The sequence below is a fragment of the Paenibacillus aceti genome (assembly GCF_003614185.1).
Classification (GTDB): domain Bacteria; phylum Bacillota; class Bacilli; order Paenibacillales; family Paenibacillaceae; genus Fontibacillus; species Fontibacillus aceti.
Genome location: NZ_KZ987724.1, coordinates 2,481,449 through 2,500,042, shown reverse-complemented (window position 1 = coordinate 2,500,042; position 18,594 = coordinate 2,481,449). Strand labels below are relative to the sequence as shown.

The following is an 18,594-nucleotide window of genomic DNA, read 5'->3' as shown; positions in this document are numbered from 1 at the left end:
GCTCCGTTCTCAACCAAAAGCCTGCAAATATGCAGGAATTAGCATATAAAATCAACTGTAAATAGGAAAAGCCTGCAAATATGCAGGCTTTTGTACTCTTTTCCGCGAATTCTACCCGCTGAGAGGAAAAAGCCTGCATTTTCGCAGGAATTTACCATCGCGGGTAGAAATATTGAAGAAATTCCTGCAAAATCGCAGGCTTTTCTATCTCTATGGGAAGGGGCTTTCAAACTATGCTAGGCTTCTTCGTCATTTAGACCCGCTCCACGATCAACGGCACGACCTTGCCGCTGTTTACGTCGATCAGGCCGTGGTCGGTGATTTTCAAGTAAGGGCTGACCGGCAGTGAATGGGTGGCGATGGACATGATCGGGTTATAGTGCTCGTAGCCCAGCGATTGCATCGCCTCGCGCAGTTGTTTCACCGACTCAGCAGCGATGTCCAGCGGCTCTTCCGTCAGAATGCCGCCGACAGGCAGATGCATGTTAGCTTTGATCTCCCCGTCCAGAGCGACGCAGAAGCCGCCCTGCTGCTTGATAGCCGTATTTGCCGCCAGCAGCATATCCTGTATGTTATGGCCGACCACCAGCAGATTGTGATTGTCATGCGAGTAGGTCGTGGCGACAGCACCCCTTTTGATCGTATCCCCGGTAATGAGACCGTACGCCCTTCCGCCATCTTTGCCATAGCGCTCGAAGGTGGCGATCATTCCGCAGCCGCTGTTCTCCCATTGGAGTAGTCCGCCTGCAACTGTCAATTCAACCTGAGTTTCCTGGGTGAATGTCGAACCGTCGGCCACGGTCATCACCCGGCAGCGATAAGTACCATCCGCTACGTCAACCGCAGCTGCGAAGTCTGCTTCGCTAAGCTCAGGCAGCTTCACACTGTGATAGAAGTGATCCGGGAAGCGGTACGCTACGGCTGCCTGCAAGGAGGTAACCGAATCAGAGGCCGAATAAGCTTCCGAGCCTTTCTTGTACACCGACTCTAGCGTTAGCTCGCCAAGATTGGATACGAGCTGGAAGTCGGCGATTTTACCTGGCGCAATCGCTCCCCGGTCATGCATCCGCATCCGGCGCGAAGGGGAGAAGGTGGCTGCATAGATCGCTTGCTCCGGGGCCATGCCCATCTGGATCGCCTTGCGTACGATCTGATTCAAGTGTCCGAGATCCCGGAAGGAATCGGCCATTACATCGTCGGTCACGAAGCAGAAATGCTCGGATACGTCATGCTGAATCAGATAGTCTATCACTTCCGGGGTCATCGATTTCTCTTGAATCTCAATGAACATGCCCGCACCGATCCGGGCTTCTAGTCCTTCAACTGTCTGATGCGTATGGTCGGAATCGACCCCGGCATAGATGACCTGGGCCAGATCCAGATCGAGCAGCTTCGGCACATGGCCTTCGATGACCAGGTCTGGATAACGCTCTCGCATATGCTTTAGAATCTGATTGGTCTTGCATTCCGGATCGCGAATGATGTCTACATAGTTCATGATTTCGCCTAAGCAGATCACATCGCCGGTAGCCAGCAGGGCATCCATATCCTCGATCTCAATCGCCCCGCCGGTCGTCTCCAGTGACGTGGCCGGCACGGAGCTTGGAATGGCGTAGAACATATCTACAGTACAGTTCCGGCTTGCATTAATCATCTCCAGAACTCCTTCAATGCCGAACACATTGGCCATTTCATGCGGCTCCGGCACGATGGTCGTGATGCCCTTGCGAAGCAGGCCTTGCGAGAATGATTCCGGGGTAATCATCGTGCTCTCGATATGCAGATGGATATCGACAAAGCCGGGAATCATGTACAGGCCGCGTGCATCTATCACTTTCTCTGCTTGAAACGTATCTTCACCGCGCGGGCCAACATATAGAAATCTTCCATCCTTAATCGCTACATTCTGCTGCTTCCATTGCTTGAAATAGCTGTTATACACATGAGGCTGTAATAAGAGCAAGTCTGCTTGCATATCTGTTCCCCCTATTGTTATTCGACCAGTACGAGTTTCTCCGATGGAAACAACAGACGGATTTCTTGCCCGCTCAGATAGGGCTGCTGCATTTCCTTGTTCACGGTAAATTCGCCAAGCGGTGTAACGACGACATATTGATAGCTGCGCCCCAGATAAGTGCTAACTTTAACCTTGCCTGTCAGCACATTATCGCCGGGCTGAATCTCCTGCAGCGTTCCGGCGATAATATCATCTGGACGGATCGCTCCCTTCATGGAGACTGGCATTCCCGGTACTTTAGCGGCATGGAATTGGTAGTCTCCGCTGCGCAGATTGTGGAATGCCCCTTCGTCTTCACGCTGCTGGAAATCAATGAAATTGTTAAAGCCGATAAAGCGGGCCACGAACTCCGATTTCGGGTATTGGAAGATGACCGAGGGCTTGTCGAGCTGTTCGATGATGCCTTTGTTCATAACGGCAACCCGGTCGGAGATCGAGAAGCATTCTTCCTGGTCATGCGATACATAGACGGTTGTGATCCCCAGCTCCTGCTGAATGCGGCGAATCTCCACGCGCATGTTGACTCTGAGATTAGCGTCCAGATTGGATAGCGGTTCGTCGAACAGCAGCAGATCGGGTTCAATCACTAGTGCACGCGCGATGGCAACGCGCTGTCTTTGTCCGCCGGAGAGCGCCTGCGGGAAACGTTTCTCAAATCCGCTGAGACTCACGACATCCAGCATATTCATGACCCGTTTCTTGATCTCATCTTCCTTGACCTTGCGCTGCCGCAAGCCAAAGGCAATATTATCGAATACCGACATATGCGGGAACAAGGCGTAGCTCTGGAATACAAAGCCGAAGTTGCGTTTATTGATCGGAACGCGGGTATAGTCTTGACCGCCAAAGCTGAACTTGCCGTCCGTGGCTTCAAGGAAACCGGCGATTAACCGCAGTGTTGTCGTCTTGCCGCAGCCGCTGGGACCGAGCAGGGAAATAAGGTGGCCTTTCTCGATGGAAAGGTTGAAGTCCTTCAAAATATATTGCTGATCATAGGCGACCGATATGTTGTCCAGTTGCAATAAATCCATCAATGTATGCCTCCATTTATTGTTTAGTGAAGTAGGTGAGTCCGAGCAGTCTCTCGATCAAGAACATAAAGCCTGCCGTAATCAGCATCAACAGCACGGAGATGGCCGCGATGGTCGGGTCAAAATAATTCTCCACATAAGTCAGCATTTGAATCGGCAGCGTACTAACGCCAGGGCCGGTCATAAATAATGAAATGTCCACGTTATTGAACGACTCCAGGAAGGCCAGCAGCACTGAGGCGATAATGCCGGATTTGATATTGGGCAGCACGACCTTGAAGAAGGTGGACAGGCGGCTGGAGCCGAGACTGAGCGCCGCTTCCTCGATAGCGAAATCGAAGCCAGCCAGGCTGGACCCGATGACACGAATAATAAATGGCAGCATAATGACGGTATGTCCGATTAATAGCGCCGCATAAACCGGAATATGGAATGTGATCACGACGTATTTCAGCAAAGTAAAACCAAGCACGATCCCCGGAATCAACAGGGGAGACAGGAATAGCGCGTTCAGTGTCTCCTTGCCCTTGAAGGATGCGCGATTGAGCGCGTAAGCCGCAGGGATGCCGAGCAGAATGGCGATCAGATTGCCCAGCAGCGAGACGAGAATCGAAGTTTTGAACGTGCTCATGAACATATCGACTTCAAAAATATTTTTATACCAGCGCAACGAAAAGCCAGTCGGCGGAAATTTTAGCACGGTTCCAGGCTCAAAGGAGGTCACTGCGATAATCACGAGCGGCCCGAGCAGGAATACATAGACGAGAAAGGTAAACAGGGCAAGCCCAGGATTTTTGTTCTTCATGGCTCTACTCCTTCGGTTTGAATTTGGCCGCAGCTTTATTCATCAGTCCAATGACGATAAAGGTAATGATCATCATGATGGTCGCGATGGCCGATGCCGCCTGCCAATCGTTCAGCGTAATGGCATTCTGATACAGGAATGTAGCCACGACACGCTTCTTGCCACCCAGCAGAGCTGGTGTTGTATAGGCGGTCAGGCTGCCGACGAAGACCAGGATACTGCCGACGATCAGTCCCGGTATGCTGAGCGGGAAGATGATCTTACGGAACGCAGTCAGCTTGGAAGCGCCCAGGCTTTGCGCTGCCTGCACCAAATCATGATCGATGGACTCCATCACGCCGACCAGCGTAATCAGGATCAAAGGCAGGAACAGGTGTACAAGCCCGATAATCATAGCTGTAGGCGTATATAGAATGCTGATCGGTTCCTTAACGAGACCGAAGGAGGTCAGCAGATTGTTGACCAGGCCGTTCTTGCCGAGTATGATCATCCAGCTGAAGGAGCGGACGACCGAGCTAGTTAATAACGGGAATATGGCTAGTGCAAGCATAATCCCCTTTCTACGTGGCGGCTGCTTGGATAAATAATAAGCGACCGGAAAACCGATGAAAATGCACAGCAGGGTAGTCATCACACTGACGAGCAGGGTCGTGCCGAGAATATCAAGGAAATACGCATCTTTGAAAAATTGCGTGTAAATCCCGATCGAGAAGCCGCCGTCCCGGAATACAGTCGAGCCGACCGTCAGGAGCAGCGGGATGATCATGAACAATGTCAGGAATAGAAAACCCGGTGCAAGGAGCAGGTATAAGTATCGCTTTTTCATGAATGGCAATCTCCTGTTTTTAGAGGTAGTTCAAAAAAGTTCACTTTTGATCACGAAGTCAAGTCAAGAAGTAACTCGACATCGAATCTTGAATTCATATCCTTTTAATTAATTGCAATTTTCAAAAAGAGTCGGTTACCCTTTAATCTGTGTCGCGCAGGACGGTGATAAATCGGTTGATAAACTGCTTCGAGTCCACCTTCAGGCCGACACTTACATTAGGCTCGCGTTGAAGGCGGTTTTGAAAATCGCATACCGTCTGTCCGTCACATAGCTCGCTTCGGGTCTCGACATCGACATAGTGCTGCGCGGTCTCGACCAGCTCAGGCCAGATGGCGGTGGCGACGGCGAGCGGATCATGCATGGCGCAGGCCTGCACGCCGTTACGCTCGAAGTAGCGCTGCATGTAATCCGATGTGCTCTGACGGACGTTATCGGCAATTTCCGATGGGCCGATCGCATCGATATGCTCGCTCGTCAGCAGCGCATGGCGGGTCACGTCGAGGCCGATCATGGTCAGCCTCGGGAAGCCAGCTTGCAGGACAAGCCGCGCCGCCTCTGGATCAACATACATGTTGTATTCGGCCACTGGCGTGATATTGCCATAGGTTTGCACGGCGCCGCCCATGATGATGATCTCCTTCAGCTCATGGACAAGCGAAGGGCGTTTGGCCAGCGCCAGTGCGACATTGGTCAGCGGCCCGGTGGCGATCAGCGTCACTTCTCCCGGATACCGTCTGGCCTGTTCAATCATAAAGTCAGGACCGAACTCGTCGGATTTGACGCGGTCTACGGGCTGCATATTAGCCAAGGCTCCGCCGAGCCCGTCCTGCCCATGAATCCGGTGCTCGAACACGGGGTGACGCAGCAGCGGTTGCGCTGCTCCCGGATATACGGCAATAGCAGGATCGGCGTGGATCAAATCGAGTATTTTGCAGGTATTATTCGTAGCTGTCTCCAGCGATACATTGCCGTTAACCGTCGTAATTCCGAGTACATCGAGCTCACCGCTGCGGATCGCCAGCATGATGCCCAGCGCATCATCGACGCCTGTATCTACATCTAATATGGCTTTCCTCACGTTAACTCCCCTTTCACTAAATAACACTAATTAACGAGTAACCTCACGATTGAAACGGTCTGTCCAAGCCTTCAGATGGCTGTTCACAAACGCCATGTCCAGCGTCTGCAGATTCTCAACGACATCTGCTCCATAAGTAACGCCGACGGCTTCTTCATCTGTCAGTTTTACATCTTTGTTCGCCGGGGAATCCACCTTGGCTTTAGCTGCTTTCTCTTGCACCTCTTGGCTGAGCTGCCAATCGATAAACTCTTCCGCCAGCTGTTTGTTCCTGCTTCCTTTCACCACATTAAGCGTATTGATGATGGCATAGGCGCCTTCCTTAGGCGTAACGAATTCAATGCCAGGCACCGCCTTCTGCAGATCGCTCAGATACATTTGCATGATCGGCCCGGCTGCTGCTTCACCTTGGGTGAACATGTTCACGAATTCAGAGGTTTTACTATAATATTTCACGACGCTCGGGTTCAGCGCGGTCAATTGTTCGAATGCTTTATCCTCATTAAAGTCTGCGCTTCCCGAGATTTTGGATGCGGCATCCACCATCATCGGACCGCTGGTCGAGGTGATGCTTGGCATCGTCAGCTTGCCCTTTAGCTCAGGCTTCCACAGGTCGCTCCAGGATTCGATGGTCGTTCCGGTCGCTTGCGGATCATAAGCGATGCCGAGCTGTCCAACCGTATAAGCGGGACCGTAGTCCTCGCCGTTAGGCGCCTTGGCGATATCATAAATATGGTCCAGGTTCTTGAAATGACTGCGGTCGATCTTTTCGAAGACGCCGGCTTCAATGCCCTGCTGTGCATAGTAGTCAGACAGATAGATGACATCGACATCGGAGCTGCCTTGCATGATTTTGCTCAGACGATCCGCGTTATTGCCAGTTTCCAGTACGATCTTGACATTATGTGCTTTTTCAAACGGTTCATAGACCTCTTTATTATAGAAGTCTTCTGCGAAGCCCCAGGTGGAGATGACCAGCTTCTGTTGTTTGCCTCCCGAATTATTTCCCTCCGCGCTCTTTCCGTCACTGTTATTGCTTCCGCATCCAGCCAGTACAACCGTGGCAAGACTACAAGCGAGAAGGCCTTTAATCCATGTTTTTTTCACCATAATTCACTCCTGTAATGTTTTTTTCAGTGTTTTTGATAAATCTATTTTGCATTGAAAAAAAGAAAAGCACTCTAGGTAGAAGAAAATCTCTAACTAGAGCACTTATTCATTGTAAACAAAGAATAACCGCATCTGCTTTTTGGATCGGGTGCGGACAATCCTTAAGATGTAATCAGAAGGAAAGCGCCGCTAGTTTAGTCTACTTATATTGCGTGATCAAAAGCGGTCTTTTTAAACTTCATCCTTTAAAAGGATGTTCGTGACAGCCCACTGCGTGGCAGGATCATAATCCCGGAGCAGCACTTCGATCTGAAGTCCAAGCTCATCCTCAAGCCGGGATTTTAGCTTCTTCTTGTAAATCATCGACATATAAAAGTCGACCTCATATTTCAAAGCCGGAATCTCGCCTTCCAGAGCAGTGGAGCGGGGAGAACGACGATGTCTGGCATATAATACGATTCCTTCAGGATGTACGCTGGTCTTCAATAATGAAGTACCGAAGCCGAACAATTCCTTGGACACCTCATTATATACCTGGCTCAGCTTCTGCTTAAATTCATTGGAATCAGTATGAACCATGAGTCACCTCAAACTTTAAATGATTTTGGTGATGAGGAGTTCACGCAAGAATTATAATACATAAAAAACGACGAGTTTGCAAGCTTATTGTTCGGATTTTGAGTGAATATTATCGATTTTCCACTTTTTATAGCTGTGAAATTCAGTTAATTTACGAACTTTACAGACAATGGGAGCTTACCTGTGAAAATATTGCGAGCCCGAGAAAATTATGTTGCTTGCCTTTCAAATCAGGGCGTGACTATATTGAAAGTGCGGAACGGGCCCAATACTAACCGCAATCGCTTCAACGAAAGGGGAAGATCATGAGAGCTATCAGTCAACCGGGAAAGCGTCGATCATTTCACATCCGTGACAATGTTCAGCTTTACCTGATAATGCTTCCCGTTCTAGTACATCTCTTTATTTTCAGCTATATTCCGATGTATGGAATTGTAATCGCTTTCCAGGATTATTACCCGGGAAAACCTTTCTTATCATTTGCAGATACGAACTGGGTAGGACTCAAGCATTTTATCAATTTTTTTAATGGACCTTATTTCGGAAGATTGATACGTAATACGTTTCTGCTTAGTTTCTATTATCTTGTGTTCGGTTTTTGGGTGCCTATAATCTTCTCTTTATTGTTGAATGAACTGAAGAATGGCGTCTTCAAAAAGTTCGTGCAGACAGCCAGCTATCTACCGCATTTTATTTCCAACGTTGTCGTGGCTGGTATGGTCTTGTCCTTCATTAATGTGGACGGGATTATTAATGTCATCATCCAGATGTTCGGCGGAACGCCAATTGCTTTAAATACCGAGCCGGCCTACTTTCCGGCGATTTATACGATCACGAGCATATGGAAGTCATTTGGCTGGAGCAGTATTTTGTACTTGGCAGCCATGTCCTCAGTCGACCCGAATTTGTACGAAGCAGCCAAAATGGATGGAGCGAATCGCTTCAAGCAAATGCTTCATATTTCACTGCCATCCATCCGTCCGACCATCTTTATCCTGCTTATTTTTGCGATTGGCAGTCTGCTCTCGGCGAACAGTGAATTTATTCTGTTGATATACAATCCGATGGTGTATGAAACAGCAGATGTCATTGGCACCTATCTCTACCGCGATGGCTTGCTTGGCGGCAATTTCAGCATGGGGACGGCGGTTGGATTATTCATATCATTAATTAACTTTACACTGCTGTATATCGCTAACACGCTTAGCCGTAAATTTTCAGACTATGCCTTGTGGTAAGGAGGAGTACGATGGCCTCGATCCGTAGAAATCCGAACAAGATCAGAGAAGGCTCAATCGTCGTTGACATTATCCTTTATACGATCGCGTTCATCATCTGCTTAATCACATTGTACCCATTTTATTTTGTCATCATCATGTCTATCAGTTCACCGCAAGAAGTAGCGGCCATGAATGTCTTCTGGTATCCGAAGGGCTTCAACCTCGGCTCGTATGAGCTTATTGTCAAAGATGTGAAAATGTGGTGGGCTTACTCCAACACTCTGATTTATGTCAGTGCCGGTACCTTATTAAATTGCTTAATGGCTGTATTAGGAGCTTACCCGTTAACGGTACGAAATCTGAAGGGGCGAAAATGGGTGGTCGCGTATCTGCTGATCCCCATGTATTTCGGGGGCGGACTTATTCCCTCTTACCTGCTCGTAAATAAGCTTGGATTGTACAATACGATGTTTGCGGTCATTATCCCGGGCATGGTCAGCATTTGGAACATCATTCTGGTGCGGACCTTCTTCACGACCATTCCGGATGGGCTGAAGGAATCCGCCTTTATCGACGGCGCTTCCCATCTGCAATTGCTGTTCAAGATCATCATTCCGATTTCCAAACCGATCCTGGCGGTTATCGCTATTTACTCAATTGTCGGTATCTGGAACAGCTGGTTTGATGCGCTGGTGTATTTGCCGAATGAGAAGCTTCATCCGCTGCAGATGTATCTGTATCGGGTTGTCGTGCAGCAATCGGTCGATTTGAAGATGCTGTCGCTGGATGATGCCAAGAATGCAGTGGCCAACATGCTATCCAATATTCAATTGAAGTATGCGATCATCGTGTTCACGACTTTACCGGTTATATTTACGTACCCGTTTTTCCAAAAGTATTTTATCAAGGGAGCGCTGCTTGGTTCCTTAAAAGAGTAGCATGAATATGTAAGCGATTTCTTGCGTTATTAATATTTCTAGGGGGAATCAAAAATATGAAACGTTGGAAAAGATCATTGATGTCTCTGATGGCGGCAGTTCTTGTGTTTGGGACCATCACGGCCTGTGGTGGCGGCGAGGTAAAAAAAGAAGAAGGCAGTTCTTCGGCGGAGGAGAAGACCGTCAGCAAGCTGAAATTGCTTGGGCCAACCGGCTCCAATAAGTACATTAAGTTCGAGGAGAGAGAGAAATATCCGGTATGGACAGAAGTCGATAAAATGATTCAGGAAGCTGGGCTGGAGCTGGAGTATGAGCTGGTGCCGAACGAGCAATATAATGTGGTCATTCAGACCCGAATGGCTTCAGGCTCCTCTCTTCCCGACATTGTGAATATTTCAGCGCTGGATAACACGACGGTTCTGAATCTGGCGAAGCAGGGCGTGCTGCTGGATTTGAATCCATTGATTGAGCAATACAGCAACGGCAATATTAAGAAGATGTATGATCAAGAATTCCCTTATGCCAAAAAAACGACGACCTCCCCTGATGGCAAAATGTACTGGTTCAGCGATCTGCACAAAAAAACCTATCAGGATAAGGATCCCGCACCAGTGGCCTTAAGCATGCTGATCCGCAAAGATTGGCTGGATAAGCTGAATCTCCCGGTTCCGACCAATGCCCAGGAATATTTGGATACATTAAAGGCGCTGAGAGAGCAGGATGCCAACGGCAATGGCAAGCAGGACGAGGTTCTCATCTATGATACTAGTAAATTTGAAGGAGCTATCGCTCAATGGTTCGGACTGGGGACTGATATTACGGCAGTAGATGTAGAGAATAAAACAGTCGTATCCCCCTGGTATCAAGAAGGCATCAAGGATTACTTCCGCTATCTGCAGCAGCTTGTCAAGGAAGGCGTGCTCGATACAAGCCTGATCGGGGCAACCGGGGAGCAGAAGCAGCAGAAAATATCTGAAAACCAGGTTGCATCCATCAGCGACTACAATCTGGAGACTTATCTGGAGCCGACGATCAATGGTGGCGGGGACTTCCTCCCGTTGATGCCGCTTCAAGCCGCTGACCATATTACCCCGGCCGCACAATTGGAACCGCCATTTCTGGTCTGGCAGAAATATGCGATCACCAAAGAATGCAAGGATGTAGAAGCAGCTATTCGCTTTTTCGATATGATCTACTCTGAGGAATATGCTGACCTGCTATATTGGGGGATCGAGGGGCAGACCTACAAAAGAGATGAGAATGGGGCGAAAGTATATATCAACAACGGATCGGACGAAGAATTGGCTAAATCGGGCCAGGTTACCGGGCGTCCGCTGTTCGGAGATACGGTATTCCCTCGCGTCCAATTCGCCAATCTGGAATTCGAGCTGTCTGGCGTGTCCAAGGGGAAAGCGGATCATGAGCTGAAAATGCTGAAATACAAGCCGTATTTCGTCAACATGAACGCTAACTACCTGGCGATTCCAGATGATCAGCAGCTTGAGAACAAGACGAAGATCTTAACGAATCTCAGAACCTATTCGGAAGAGCTGGCCACCAAGCTGGCCCTGGGTCAGAAATCACTCGATGATTGGGATGATTATATTTCCGAGCTGAAGAAGCTGGGACTGGACCAATTGATGGAGATCGACCAGCAGTTGCTTGATAGATATAATAGCATCGAATAACGATTATACTATTGGGAAAATAGGCGTTCTCTCCGGTCATTAAGGGGAGTTCGCCATTTTCCTCCTTCTGCTACATGATACGAGTGATCAATAACTGGAGGAGGGGACAGCTTTTGCGGCATGGAAGCTTTGGAAGTGTCACGTTTCGAAAGATATTTTTATCTTATACCGTGATCCTGATCATTCCCATCATTGTGTTCAGCAGCTTGAATGTACAGCGGAACATTATGGAGGAGAGGCAGCGGCTGCATGACAAGCATATCTCGGATGCCAATCGGATTGCGGTCGTCGTCGATGATAAATTACAGGAGCTCAAAAAATTAGGCAAACGGCTGAGCGAAGAGTCTTGGGTGCGGAAAATGATGCAGAATACAGATGTGTATGAGAATGAATTTGATTTTCTGAAAATGCTAGAGATTCGCCGAAACTTCGAGAATTCCATTAACTCTTTGAATATCCTCTCCTTTGGCATGATTGTGTTCCCGGAGAAAGGACAGGTTTTTACCTCCTGGGGAGCCTTTACGGAGGATGACTTTTTTTCTAACGTTGCGGTATTCGATAATGAGACGAGGCAACAGCTTGAGAGCGCCATGCTCGATCAACAGTATTTCAAGGTGCTGCCGCCGGAAACAATGAGGCTATGGGGGAACAGCAAGCATGTCATTCCGGTCTTTCAAAGCCTGGAGGTGGTGAATCAGCCGCGCGGAGTGCTTGTATTATTTATTGATAGCGCTTACTTCGAGGATTATATGCATCGGTTCGGTAGTATTGAGTCCACGGATATTTTAATAACGACGCAAGGACAGGCGATCTACAGGCAGACCCAGGCTGGGCTAAGCGGAGGGGAGCAGGGGGGACAGCACAGCTATGAGCTTGTGGTGCCTTCGCTAGAGAGTGATCTGAAATATAAAATTTCTTATCTCGATAACAGTGTGATCGGTATCAACAATCTGTTCAGTTCGCTGTTGGCGATACTCATCTCCGCCGCGGTTGGCGCGCTAACGGCTTTCTTGCTGGCCAAGATCAGCTATCGCCCGTTAGGGGCCTTGCTGAACAAGCTTTCCGCCGCGCTCCGTTATGATGACGTCAAGAGCAGTCTCAGCTCCGGCTCCGAATACAATTACATTGAGCAATCCTTTGATCGGCTGCTGCTTGAAAATGAGAAGCTGCAGCGATCGATGCAGGACTACGAAAAGGCCGCCAAATCGAACTTGTTCCAACGGCTGCTCAAAGGATATTTTACGGATGAGCAGCAGATGAATGGATTGAAGAAAATGGGCATCGGCTATACCGATGAGATGTATTACTGTACAGTGCTGATCAGCTTCCATGCCCTCCGCGACGTTTCGGATTTCTGCCAAATCCGCAAAATCGAAATGATGACGTTAGTGATTGTCGAGAAGGTGATGGAGCGCTATGGGCTGGATTATGAGCTATTCGAAGTGACTCATGCGGATAAGGCGCTGATTTTATCCTCGGAAGATGTCTTTGGGCAGGAGGGGATCATGGAGCAAATCGTGCTTAGTATCACAGAGGAAATCGAGCAGGCCTGCGATTTTCATCCTTATGTCTTGTCCGGGACAGTTGAGAAGGGATTAGTCGGCATCAGTAAATCGTATTATGCGGCCAATGAAAGTCTACAGTATATTTTGTTCTCGCGTGACCATCTGCCCGACTTGCAGGAGGAAGCCGTTCAGACCATCGTGGAATATTACTATCCGACAGATTGGGAAGTGCAGCTGATCAATAACCTGAAGATCGGGAACCTGGATACATCGATACAAATCCTGCATGAAATCAGTGCGGAGAACGGAAAGCGCTGCTTGTCGGAGGCGAGTACAATCCGGCTGGTCTCCTTACTGATGGAGACGATACTGCGGGTGCTGCATGAGTTGAATCTGGATACCGGCATTTACGTGAAGCAATTCGCTGCTAAAGCGGAAGGGGCGGATGCCGGGGAGATGTGGAGCTATATGTATGAAGTTGTAACCCTGATCTGCGAACGCAATCGGTACTCGAATTCGATGATGACGATTGAAACCGGCAGCCAGCTGCTGCAATATGTCAACGAGAATTACACCAGCGCCGACGTCTCGTTGAAGCAGCTTGCTGAAATATACCAAATGTCGGTCTCCAAGGTATCGAAAATCTTCAAGGAGGTGACCGGAATCAATTTCTATGATTACTTATGTCGGCTCCGTATGGAGAGAGCTAAGGAGCTGCTGCGAGAACGGAAATGCGGCATCGATGATATCGCCCATCGTGTGGGCTACGAGAATGTCTATTCCTTCAAACGTGCCTTTATCCGATACGAAGGTATCAAGCCCGATGAATATGTGGATATTGCGATGTGAAAGGATGAATCATCCATACAATCCGGGGATTAAGTTATACGTTAGTTGCAGAAATACACTTATTTTCGGGAAAATCGTCAGGGGGGAGTTCTGCCTGGCGATTTTTTCATGGCCGTGAGAGCCTAAATTGCATAAATATGGTTGACTTTAGCGAACAAGGTCAGTATAATTACAATTAACAATATGTTAAATGTTAAGAAGAAGGAGGCCGCTGTGTGGGATCTAATGAACAGGCACTAGAGCAATATGATGTCAAGAAGTACCGGACGCCGGATGGTTATACGTCTGATATCGCGGTGTTTACGATTCTGTCGGGTCAGTCCGAACCGTTCAAGCCCCCGGTTATGAAGCTGTATATTATGCTCATCAAGCGGAGCATGACGGATAGCGAGGGTCGCCCGAATATGGAAGCAGGCAAGTGGGCGTTGCCCGGTGGCTTCGTGAATCCGGATGAGACGGCGTTCCAGTCGGCTGCCCGGGAGTTGAAGGAAGAGACCGGAGTAGATAGCATTCATCTGGAGCATTATGGCGTGTATGACACACCGGGGCGTGATCCGCGAGGCTGGATCATCTCTAACGCACATTATGCCATCGTACCGGAGCATCTTCTGAAGCAGCGTCAGAGCGGGGATGATGCCAGTGAAGTCGAGCTGTTCCCGGTGGAGGAGGTGCTGAAGCTGGAGCTGGCCTTTGACCATGAACAGATTATCCGCGATGCGATCGATGTGATCCGTCGCAAATTGCTGGAGACGACGGCGGCGAAGGAGTTCCTGCCCGAAGAGTTCACATACTCTGAGCTACAAGCGGTGCTGCTTACTGTTACCGATGATTCAGCGATTGCACTCGATGCATCCTTTGCCCGCAAAATCAAATCCTTGCCATTCATTCAAGAGGTTCCCGGCAAGAAGACGACCCGTACCTCCAAGAAGCCGACGCAATTGTACCACTTCGTTGAAACGACGGCCGATGTGAATCATTCGCTTTACCATGTTAGAAAGTAAATTACGAAGCTAAAATCAGGGAGGTTTTCAGGATGACAGATGTGAAGAAAAGAGCATTAATCAATATTGATTACACGAATGATTTCGTGGCTGATGATGGGGCGCTGACCTGCGGTAAGCCTGGACAGGCGATTGAGCGGGCGATGGTCGACATTACCAAACAGTTTATTGGCAATAATGATTATGTTGTGTTCGCGATTGATCTTCATAGACAGGGGGATCAGCTGCATCCCGAGACCAAACTGTTCCCGCCGCATAATCTCGAGGGTACAAAGGGACGTGAGCTGTATGGCGCATTGGAGGCGGTCTATCAGCAGCACAAGGCATCTGAACATGTGTATTGGATGGATAAGACGAGATACAGCGCGTTCGCGGGGACGGATCTTGAAATCCAGCTCCGTGCTCGAGAAATAACCGAGCTTCATCTGGTTGGGGTATGCACGGATATTTGCGTGCTGCATACGGCGGTGGATGCTTACAATCGAGGCTTCCATATCGTGATCCATGAAGCGGCTGTAGCCAGCTTCGATCAGGAAGGGCATGTCTGGGCGCTGCGTCATTTCAAAGGATCATTAGGAGCGGATATTCAGTAGAACGGGAGGAACAAGCCATGAAACATAGCCGTGAAGCAGAGGTACTGTTGCCGCCAGCCGCATATGCGGATGACAGCCATACTCTCCATACCGATAAATATCAAATCAATATGACTCAAGCTTATTGGCAGGATCAAATTCATGAGCGTAAAGCCGTATTTGAGGTCTATTTTCGCAAAATTCCATTTCAGAATGGCTATGCCGTGTTTGCCGGGCTGGAGCGGGTGGTCCGCTATCTCAATGAATTTCGCTTTACGAAGAGCGATCTCGATTTTTTACGGGAAGACGGGTATGGCGAGGAGTTCCTGGCCTACTTGGAACAGCTGCGCTTCACTGGAACCGTTCGCTCGATGCAGGAAGGAGAGCTTGTCTTCGCCAATGAACCGCTGATGCAGATCGAGGCTCCGCTCGGCGAAGCTCAGTTAATTGAGACGGCACTGCTGAACATGGTCAATTTCCAGACCTTGATTGCCACGAAGGCGTCGCGGATCAAGCAGGTGATCGGCGATGAGCTCAGCATGGAATTCGGAACCCGCCGGGCGCAGGAACTGGACGCTGCGATCTGGGGGGCAAGAGCTGCTTATATCGGCGGCTTTGAAGCGACCTCGAACGTCAGAGCGGGCAAGCTATTCGGCATTCCGACGGTAGGTACCCATGCCCATGCGATGGTTCAGGCTTATCGCGATGAATATACCGCTTTTCACAAATATGCGGCAGCCCATAAGGATTGCGTGTTCCTGGTGGATACTTATGACACGCTGAGATCAGGAGTACCTACGGCGATTCAGGTCGCCAAGGAGCTAGGCCCGAAGATCAACTTCCTCGGCATTCGCCTCGATAGCGGAGACCTGGCCTATCTGTCGAAGGAAGCGCGCAAGATGCTCGACGCAGCCGGCTTCAAGCAGGCTAAAATTTACGCGACCAATGATCTTGATGAGCATACAATTATGAACCTGAAGGCACAGGGGGCGAAGATCGACGTATGGGGCGTGGGAACCAAGCTGATCACGGCTTATGACCAGCCTGCTCTGGGCGCAGTATATAAATTGATCGCCATCGAGGATGAGAACGGCCAGATGCAGGATACGATCAAGATCAGCTCGAATCCGGAGAAAGTGACGACACCTGGACGTAAGAAAGTGTTCCGCATCATCAATACAGGCAATCAGAAATCGGAAGGCGACTATGTCACACTGGAGCATGAGAATCCGCAGCAGGAGGACCCACTGAAGATGTTTCATCCGGTGCACACGCATGTCGCCAAGTTCGTCACTAATTTCGAAGCGCGCGAGCTGCATCGGACAATCTTCGAAGCAGGCAAATTGGTTTATAAGCTGCCGGAGCTAGCGGAGATTCAGCAATTTACAGCTCAGAATCTGGAGCTGCTATGGGATGAATACAAGCGGATGCTGAATCCGGCCGAGTATCCTGTAGACTTGAGCCAGGCGTGCTGGGATAATAAAATGCGGTTGATCGCCGACATCAAGCAGCAGGTCAGCCAAAGAGGCCAGGCTTAGGTAGTAGTGAAGCTGCATTTTTGCATAAATAAGAGAGGAGCTATCAAATGAGTATCCAACAACAAGTCATTAAGGCATTGCATGTAAAGCCGACGATCCAGGCTAAAGAGGAGATCCGGCAGCGGGTTGATTTCCTGAAGGCCTACTGCCGCAAGACAAGAACCAAGGGCTTTGTGCTCGGTATCAGCGGAGGCCAGGATTCCACGCTGGCTGGTCGGCTGGCCCAGCTTGCGGTCGAGGAACTGCGGGCAGAGGGCTATGAAGCGACCTTCTATGCAGTCCGTTTGCCCTACGGAACCCAGCAGGATGAAGCGGATGCGGCCGAAGCGCTCGCTTTTATTCGAGCGGATCATTCACTGGTCGTTAATATTCAGGAGCCGGTTCTCGCTTTTGCCGAGCAGGTTAAAGAGTCCATCGGTCACGTGATGTCTGACTTCAACAAGGGCAATGCCAAGGCGCGTATGCGGATGATGGTTCAATATGCGATAGGCGGGGAGACGAGCTGTCTTGTGATTGGTACGGATCATGCGGCCGAGGCGGTAACCGGCTTCTATACGAAATTTGGTGACGGCGGAGCGGATATCGTACCGCTGGCTGGTCTCACTAAGAGCCAGGGGCGTGAGCTGCTCCAAGAGCTAGGTGCGCCTGAACGCTTGTATTTGAAAGTGCCTACCGCTGATCTGCTCGATGATAAGCCACAGCAATCGGACGAGGCTGAGCTCGGGATTACCTATTCAGATCTGGATGCCTATCTGACCGGTCAATCGATCGATGCCGGGACCCAGGCTAGCATCGAGGAGCGCTATTTGCGTAGCGAGCATAAACGCCAGATGCCCGTCGCTCCTTATGATGAATGGTGGAAATAGATCTGCATCAAGCCCTGTAAAGGGCTTTTTTTATGCTATCATAAGGGGGATTTGCAGTATAATGGCAGTATGGTATGAAGGATATACAGCATAGAGGAGAGGACAAGATGATGGAGAGAATCGTTGAAGTATGGGATCAGGATACATATACTGGCCAATTGGAGGACGGTTTTACACCTAAGATAGAGACCTATATTTTAAAGGGTGAGCAAAAAAGGGGAGCGGTTCTGATCTGTCCTGGCGGTGGGTACGGGTATACCTCCGAGCGCGAAGCTGAACCTATCGCCCTGGAGTTCAATGCCGCGGGATTCCACGCCTTTGTCCTGCATTACAGCGTTGCGCCGCGGAAGCATCCACAGCCGTTATTAGATGTGTCGCGGTCGATCCGACTGATTCGGGAGCATGCAGAGGAATGGAATATTGTAAAAGATAAGATTGCGGTTTGCGGATTTTCTGCAGGGGGACATGTGGCCGCAAGCCTGGGAGTCCATTGGGATAAACCGTTCCTGCAGGACGGATATGATGATCAAGCTGAAACGAACCGACCTGATGCGTTGATTCTGAGTTACCCGGTGATCTCAAGCGGAGAGCATGCGCATCGGGATTCTTTTAATAATCTGTTAGGCGCGGAACCGGAGGCATCATTGCTGGCGGAGATGTCGTTAGAGGAACAGGTGAATGAGAAAACTCCGCCTGCATTCATTTGGCATACATTCGAGGATCAATTAGTTCCCGTGGAGAATAGCCTGTTATTTGCCCAAGCTATGCGCAGGCAGGGAATTCCGTTTGAACTGCACATCTATCCAGAAGGTCCGCATGGACTATCGCTGGCGACCAAGCTCACAGCCACAAATGAAGAACAGATCAATCCTCACGTAGCAACCTGGATGGATCTTTGTATTCAATGGTTGAACTGTCTGTTTGAAGCTTGATTCCTTGTTGTTCAATCTAATAAGAAGAGCTGCCCG

At 49.4% G+C, this 18,594-nt stretch carries 16 protein-coding genes; 9 read left to right on the top strand and 7 right to left on the bottom strand.

Annotated features, from left to right (window positions below):
* Positions 1–253: 253 nt before the first annotated feature.
* The 7 genes from BFJ94_RS11265 to BFJ94_RS11235 all read right to left on the bottom strand — a co-directional run bounded on the left by BFJ94_RS11265 (position 254) and on the right by BFJ94_RS11235 (position 7,449).
* Positions 254–1,975, bottom strand: a complete 1,722-nt coding sequence (locus tag BFJ94_RS11265) for an adenine deaminase C-terminal domain-containing protein (protein ID WP_120462762.1) — start codon at positions 1,973–1,975, stop codon at positions 254–256.
* A gap of 17 nt (positions 1,976–1,992) precedes the next feature.
* The gene (locus tag BFJ94_RS11260) at positions 1,993–3,048 is read right to left on the bottom strand and encodes an ABC transporter ATP-binding protein (RefSeq protein WP_120462761.1); all 1,056 of its coding nucleotides are present in this window, start codon (positions 3,046–3,048) and stop codon (positions 1,993–1,995) included.
* Between the two features lie 16 nt (positions 3,049–3,064).
* On the bottom strand, positions 3,065–3,853 hold the full coding sequence (locus tag BFJ94_RS11255) for an ABC transporter permease (RefSeq protein ID WP_120462760.1): 789 nt from the start codon (positions 3,851–3,853) through the stop codon (positions 3,065–3,067).
* Positions 3,854–3,857: 4 nt separating this feature from the next.
* A complete protein-coding gene (locus BFJ94_RS11250; RefSeq protein ID WP_120462759.1) occupies positions 3,858–4,679 on the bottom strand; it encodes an ABC transporter permease in 822 nt (273 codons plus the stop codon).
* 142 nt (positions 4,680–4,821) lie between these two features.
* The gene (locus BFJ94_RS11245; protein WP_120462758.1) at positions 4,822–5,760 is read right to left on the bottom strand and encodes a nucleoside hydrolase; all 939 of its coding nucleotides are present in this window, start codon (positions 5,758–5,760) and stop codon (positions 4,822–4,824) included.
* A 30-nt stretch (positions 5,761–5,790) separates the two neighbouring features.
* Positions 5,791–6,870 (bottom strand): ABC transporter substrate-binding protein, encoded by a 1,080-nt coding sequence (locus tag BFJ94_RS11240; protein ID WP_120462757.1) that lies wholly within the window; start codon positions 6,868–6,870, stop codon positions 5,791–5,793.
* A gap of 231 nt (positions 6,871–7,101) precedes the next feature.
* Entirely contained in the window at positions 7,102–7,449 is a 348-nt protein-coding gene (locus BFJ94_RS11235; RefSeq protein WP_120462756.1) for a DUF2294 domain-containing protein, read from the bottom strand.
* A 305-nt stretch (positions 7,450–7,754) separates the two neighbouring features.
* On the opposite strand from BFJ94_RS11235, the gene BFJ94_RS11230 reads away from it, so the two are divergent.
* The 9 genes from BFJ94_RS11230 to BFJ94_RS11190 all read left to right on the top strand — a co-directional run bounded on the left by BFJ94_RS11230 (position 7,755) and on the right by BFJ94_RS11190 (position 18,558).
* Positions 7,755–8,687, top strand: a complete 933-nt coding sequence (locus BFJ94_RS11230; protein ID WP_120462755.1) for an ABC transporter permease — start codon at positions 7,755–7,757, stop codon at positions 8,685–8,687.
* An 11-nt stretch (positions 8,688–8,698) separates the two neighbouring features.
* Complete coding sequence (locus BFJ94_RS11225; RefSeq protein WP_120462754.1) at positions 8,699–9,607, top strand: carbohydrate ABC transporter permease; 909 nt, start codon at positions 8,699–8,701, stop codon at positions 9,605–9,607.
* A 56-nt stretch (positions 9,608–9,663) separates the two neighbouring features.
* Entirely contained in the window at positions 9,664–11,295 is a 1,632-nt protein-coding gene (locus tag BFJ94_RS11220) for an extracellular solute-binding protein (protein WP_120462753.1), read from the top strand.
* A gap of 113 nt (positions 11,296–11,408) precedes the next feature.
* Positions 11,409–13,649, top strand: a complete 2,241-nt coding sequence (locus BFJ94_RS11215; RefSeq protein WP_120462752.1) for a helix-turn-helix transcriptional regulator — start codon at positions 11,409–11,411, stop codon at positions 13,647–13,649.
* Positions 13,650–13,864: 215 nt separating this feature from the next.
* Positions 13,865–14,650, top strand: a complete 786-nt coding sequence (locus BFJ94_RS11210) for an NUDIX hydrolase (protein WP_120462751.1) — start codon at positions 13,865–13,867, stop codon at positions 14,648–14,650.
* A 32-nt stretch (positions 14,651–14,682) separates the two neighbouring features.
* Positions 14,683–15,243, top strand: coding sequence for a cysteine hydrolase family protein (locus BFJ94_RS11205; RefSeq protein WP_120462750.1), 561 nt, complete (start codon positions 14,683–14,685; stop codon positions 15,241–15,243).
* 17 nt (positions 15,244–15,260) lie between these two features.
* The gene (locus BFJ94_RS11200) at positions 15,261–16,760 is read left to right on the top strand and encodes a nicotinate phosphoribosyltransferase (RefSeq protein ID WP_120462749.1); all 1,500 of its coding nucleotides are present in this window, start codon (positions 15,261–15,263) and stop codon (positions 16,758–16,760) included.
* A gap of 47 nt (positions 16,761–16,807) precedes the next feature.
* On the top strand, positions 16,808–17,626 hold the full coding sequence (gene nadE / locus BFJ94_RS11195) for an NAD(+) synthase (protein ID WP_120462748.1): 819 nt from the start codon (positions 16,808–16,810) through the stop codon (positions 17,624–17,626).
* Positions 17,627–17,733: 107 nt separating this feature from the next.
* Positions 17,734–18,558 (top strand): alpha/beta hydrolase, encoded by an 825-nt coding sequence (locus BFJ94_RS11190; RefSeq protein ID WP_120465195.1) that lies wholly within the window; start codon positions 17,734–17,736, stop codon positions 18,556–18,558.
* Positions 18,559–18,594 lie beyond the last annotated feature (36 nt).

What these genes read in the sequence shown, in the direction of transcription:
- BFJ94_RS11265 (WP_120462762.1), bottom strand. Translation starts at nt 1,975, where the DNA reads ATGCAAGCAGACTTGCTCTTATTACAGCCTCATGTGTATAACAGCTAT.
- BFJ94_RS11260 (WP_120462761.1), bottom strand. Translation starts at nt 3,048, where the DNA reads ATGGATTTATTGCAACTGGACAACATATCGGTCGCCTATGATCAGCAA.
- BFJ94_RS11255 (WP_120462760.1), bottom strand. Translation starts at nt 3,853, where the DNA reads ATGAAGAACAAAAATCCTGGGCTTGCCCTGTTTACCTTTCTCGTCTAT.
- BFJ94_RS11250 (WP_120462759.1), bottom strand. Translation starts at nt 4,679, where the DNA reads ATGAAAAAGCGATACTTATACCTGCTCCTTGCACCGGGTTTTCTATTC.
- BFJ94_RS11240 (WP_120462757.1), bottom strand. Translation starts at nt 6,870, where the DNA reads ATGGTGAAAAAAACATGGATTAAAGGCCTTCTCGCTTGTAGTCTTGCC.
- BFJ94_RS11235 (WP_120462756.1), bottom strand. Translation starts at nt 7,449, where the DNA reads ATGGTTCATACTGATTCCAATGAATTTAAGCAGAAGCTGAGCCAGGTA.
- BFJ94_RS11230 (WP_120462755.1), top strand. Translation starts at nt 7,755, where the DNA reads ATGAGAGCTATCAGTCAACCGGGAAAGCGTCGATCATTTCACATCCGT.
- BFJ94_RS11225 (WP_120462754.1), top strand. Translation starts at nt 8,699, where the DNA reads ATGGCCTCGATCCGTAGAAATCCGAACAAGATCAGAGAAGGCTCAATC.
- BFJ94_RS11220 (WP_120462753.1), top strand. Translation starts at nt 9,664, where the DNA reads ATGAAACGTTGGAAAAGATCATTGATGTCTCTGATGGCGGCAGTTCTT.
- BFJ94_RS11205 (WP_120462750.1), top strand. Translation starts at nt 14,683, where the DNA reads ATGACAGATGTGAAGAAAAGAGCATTAATCAATATTGATTACACGAAT.
- BFJ94_RS11200 (WP_120462749.1), top strand. Translation starts at nt 15,261, where the DNA reads ATGAAACATAGCCGTGAAGCAGAGGTACTGTTGCCGCCAGCCGCATAT.
- nadE (WP_120462748.1), top strand. Translation starts at nt 16,808, where the DNA reads ATGAGTATCCAACAACAAGTCATTAAGGCATTGCATGTAAAGCCGACG.
- BFJ94_RS11190 (WP_120465195.1), top strand. Translation starts at nt 17,734, where the DNA reads ATGATGGAGAGAATCGTTGAAGTATGGGATCAGGATACATATACTGGC.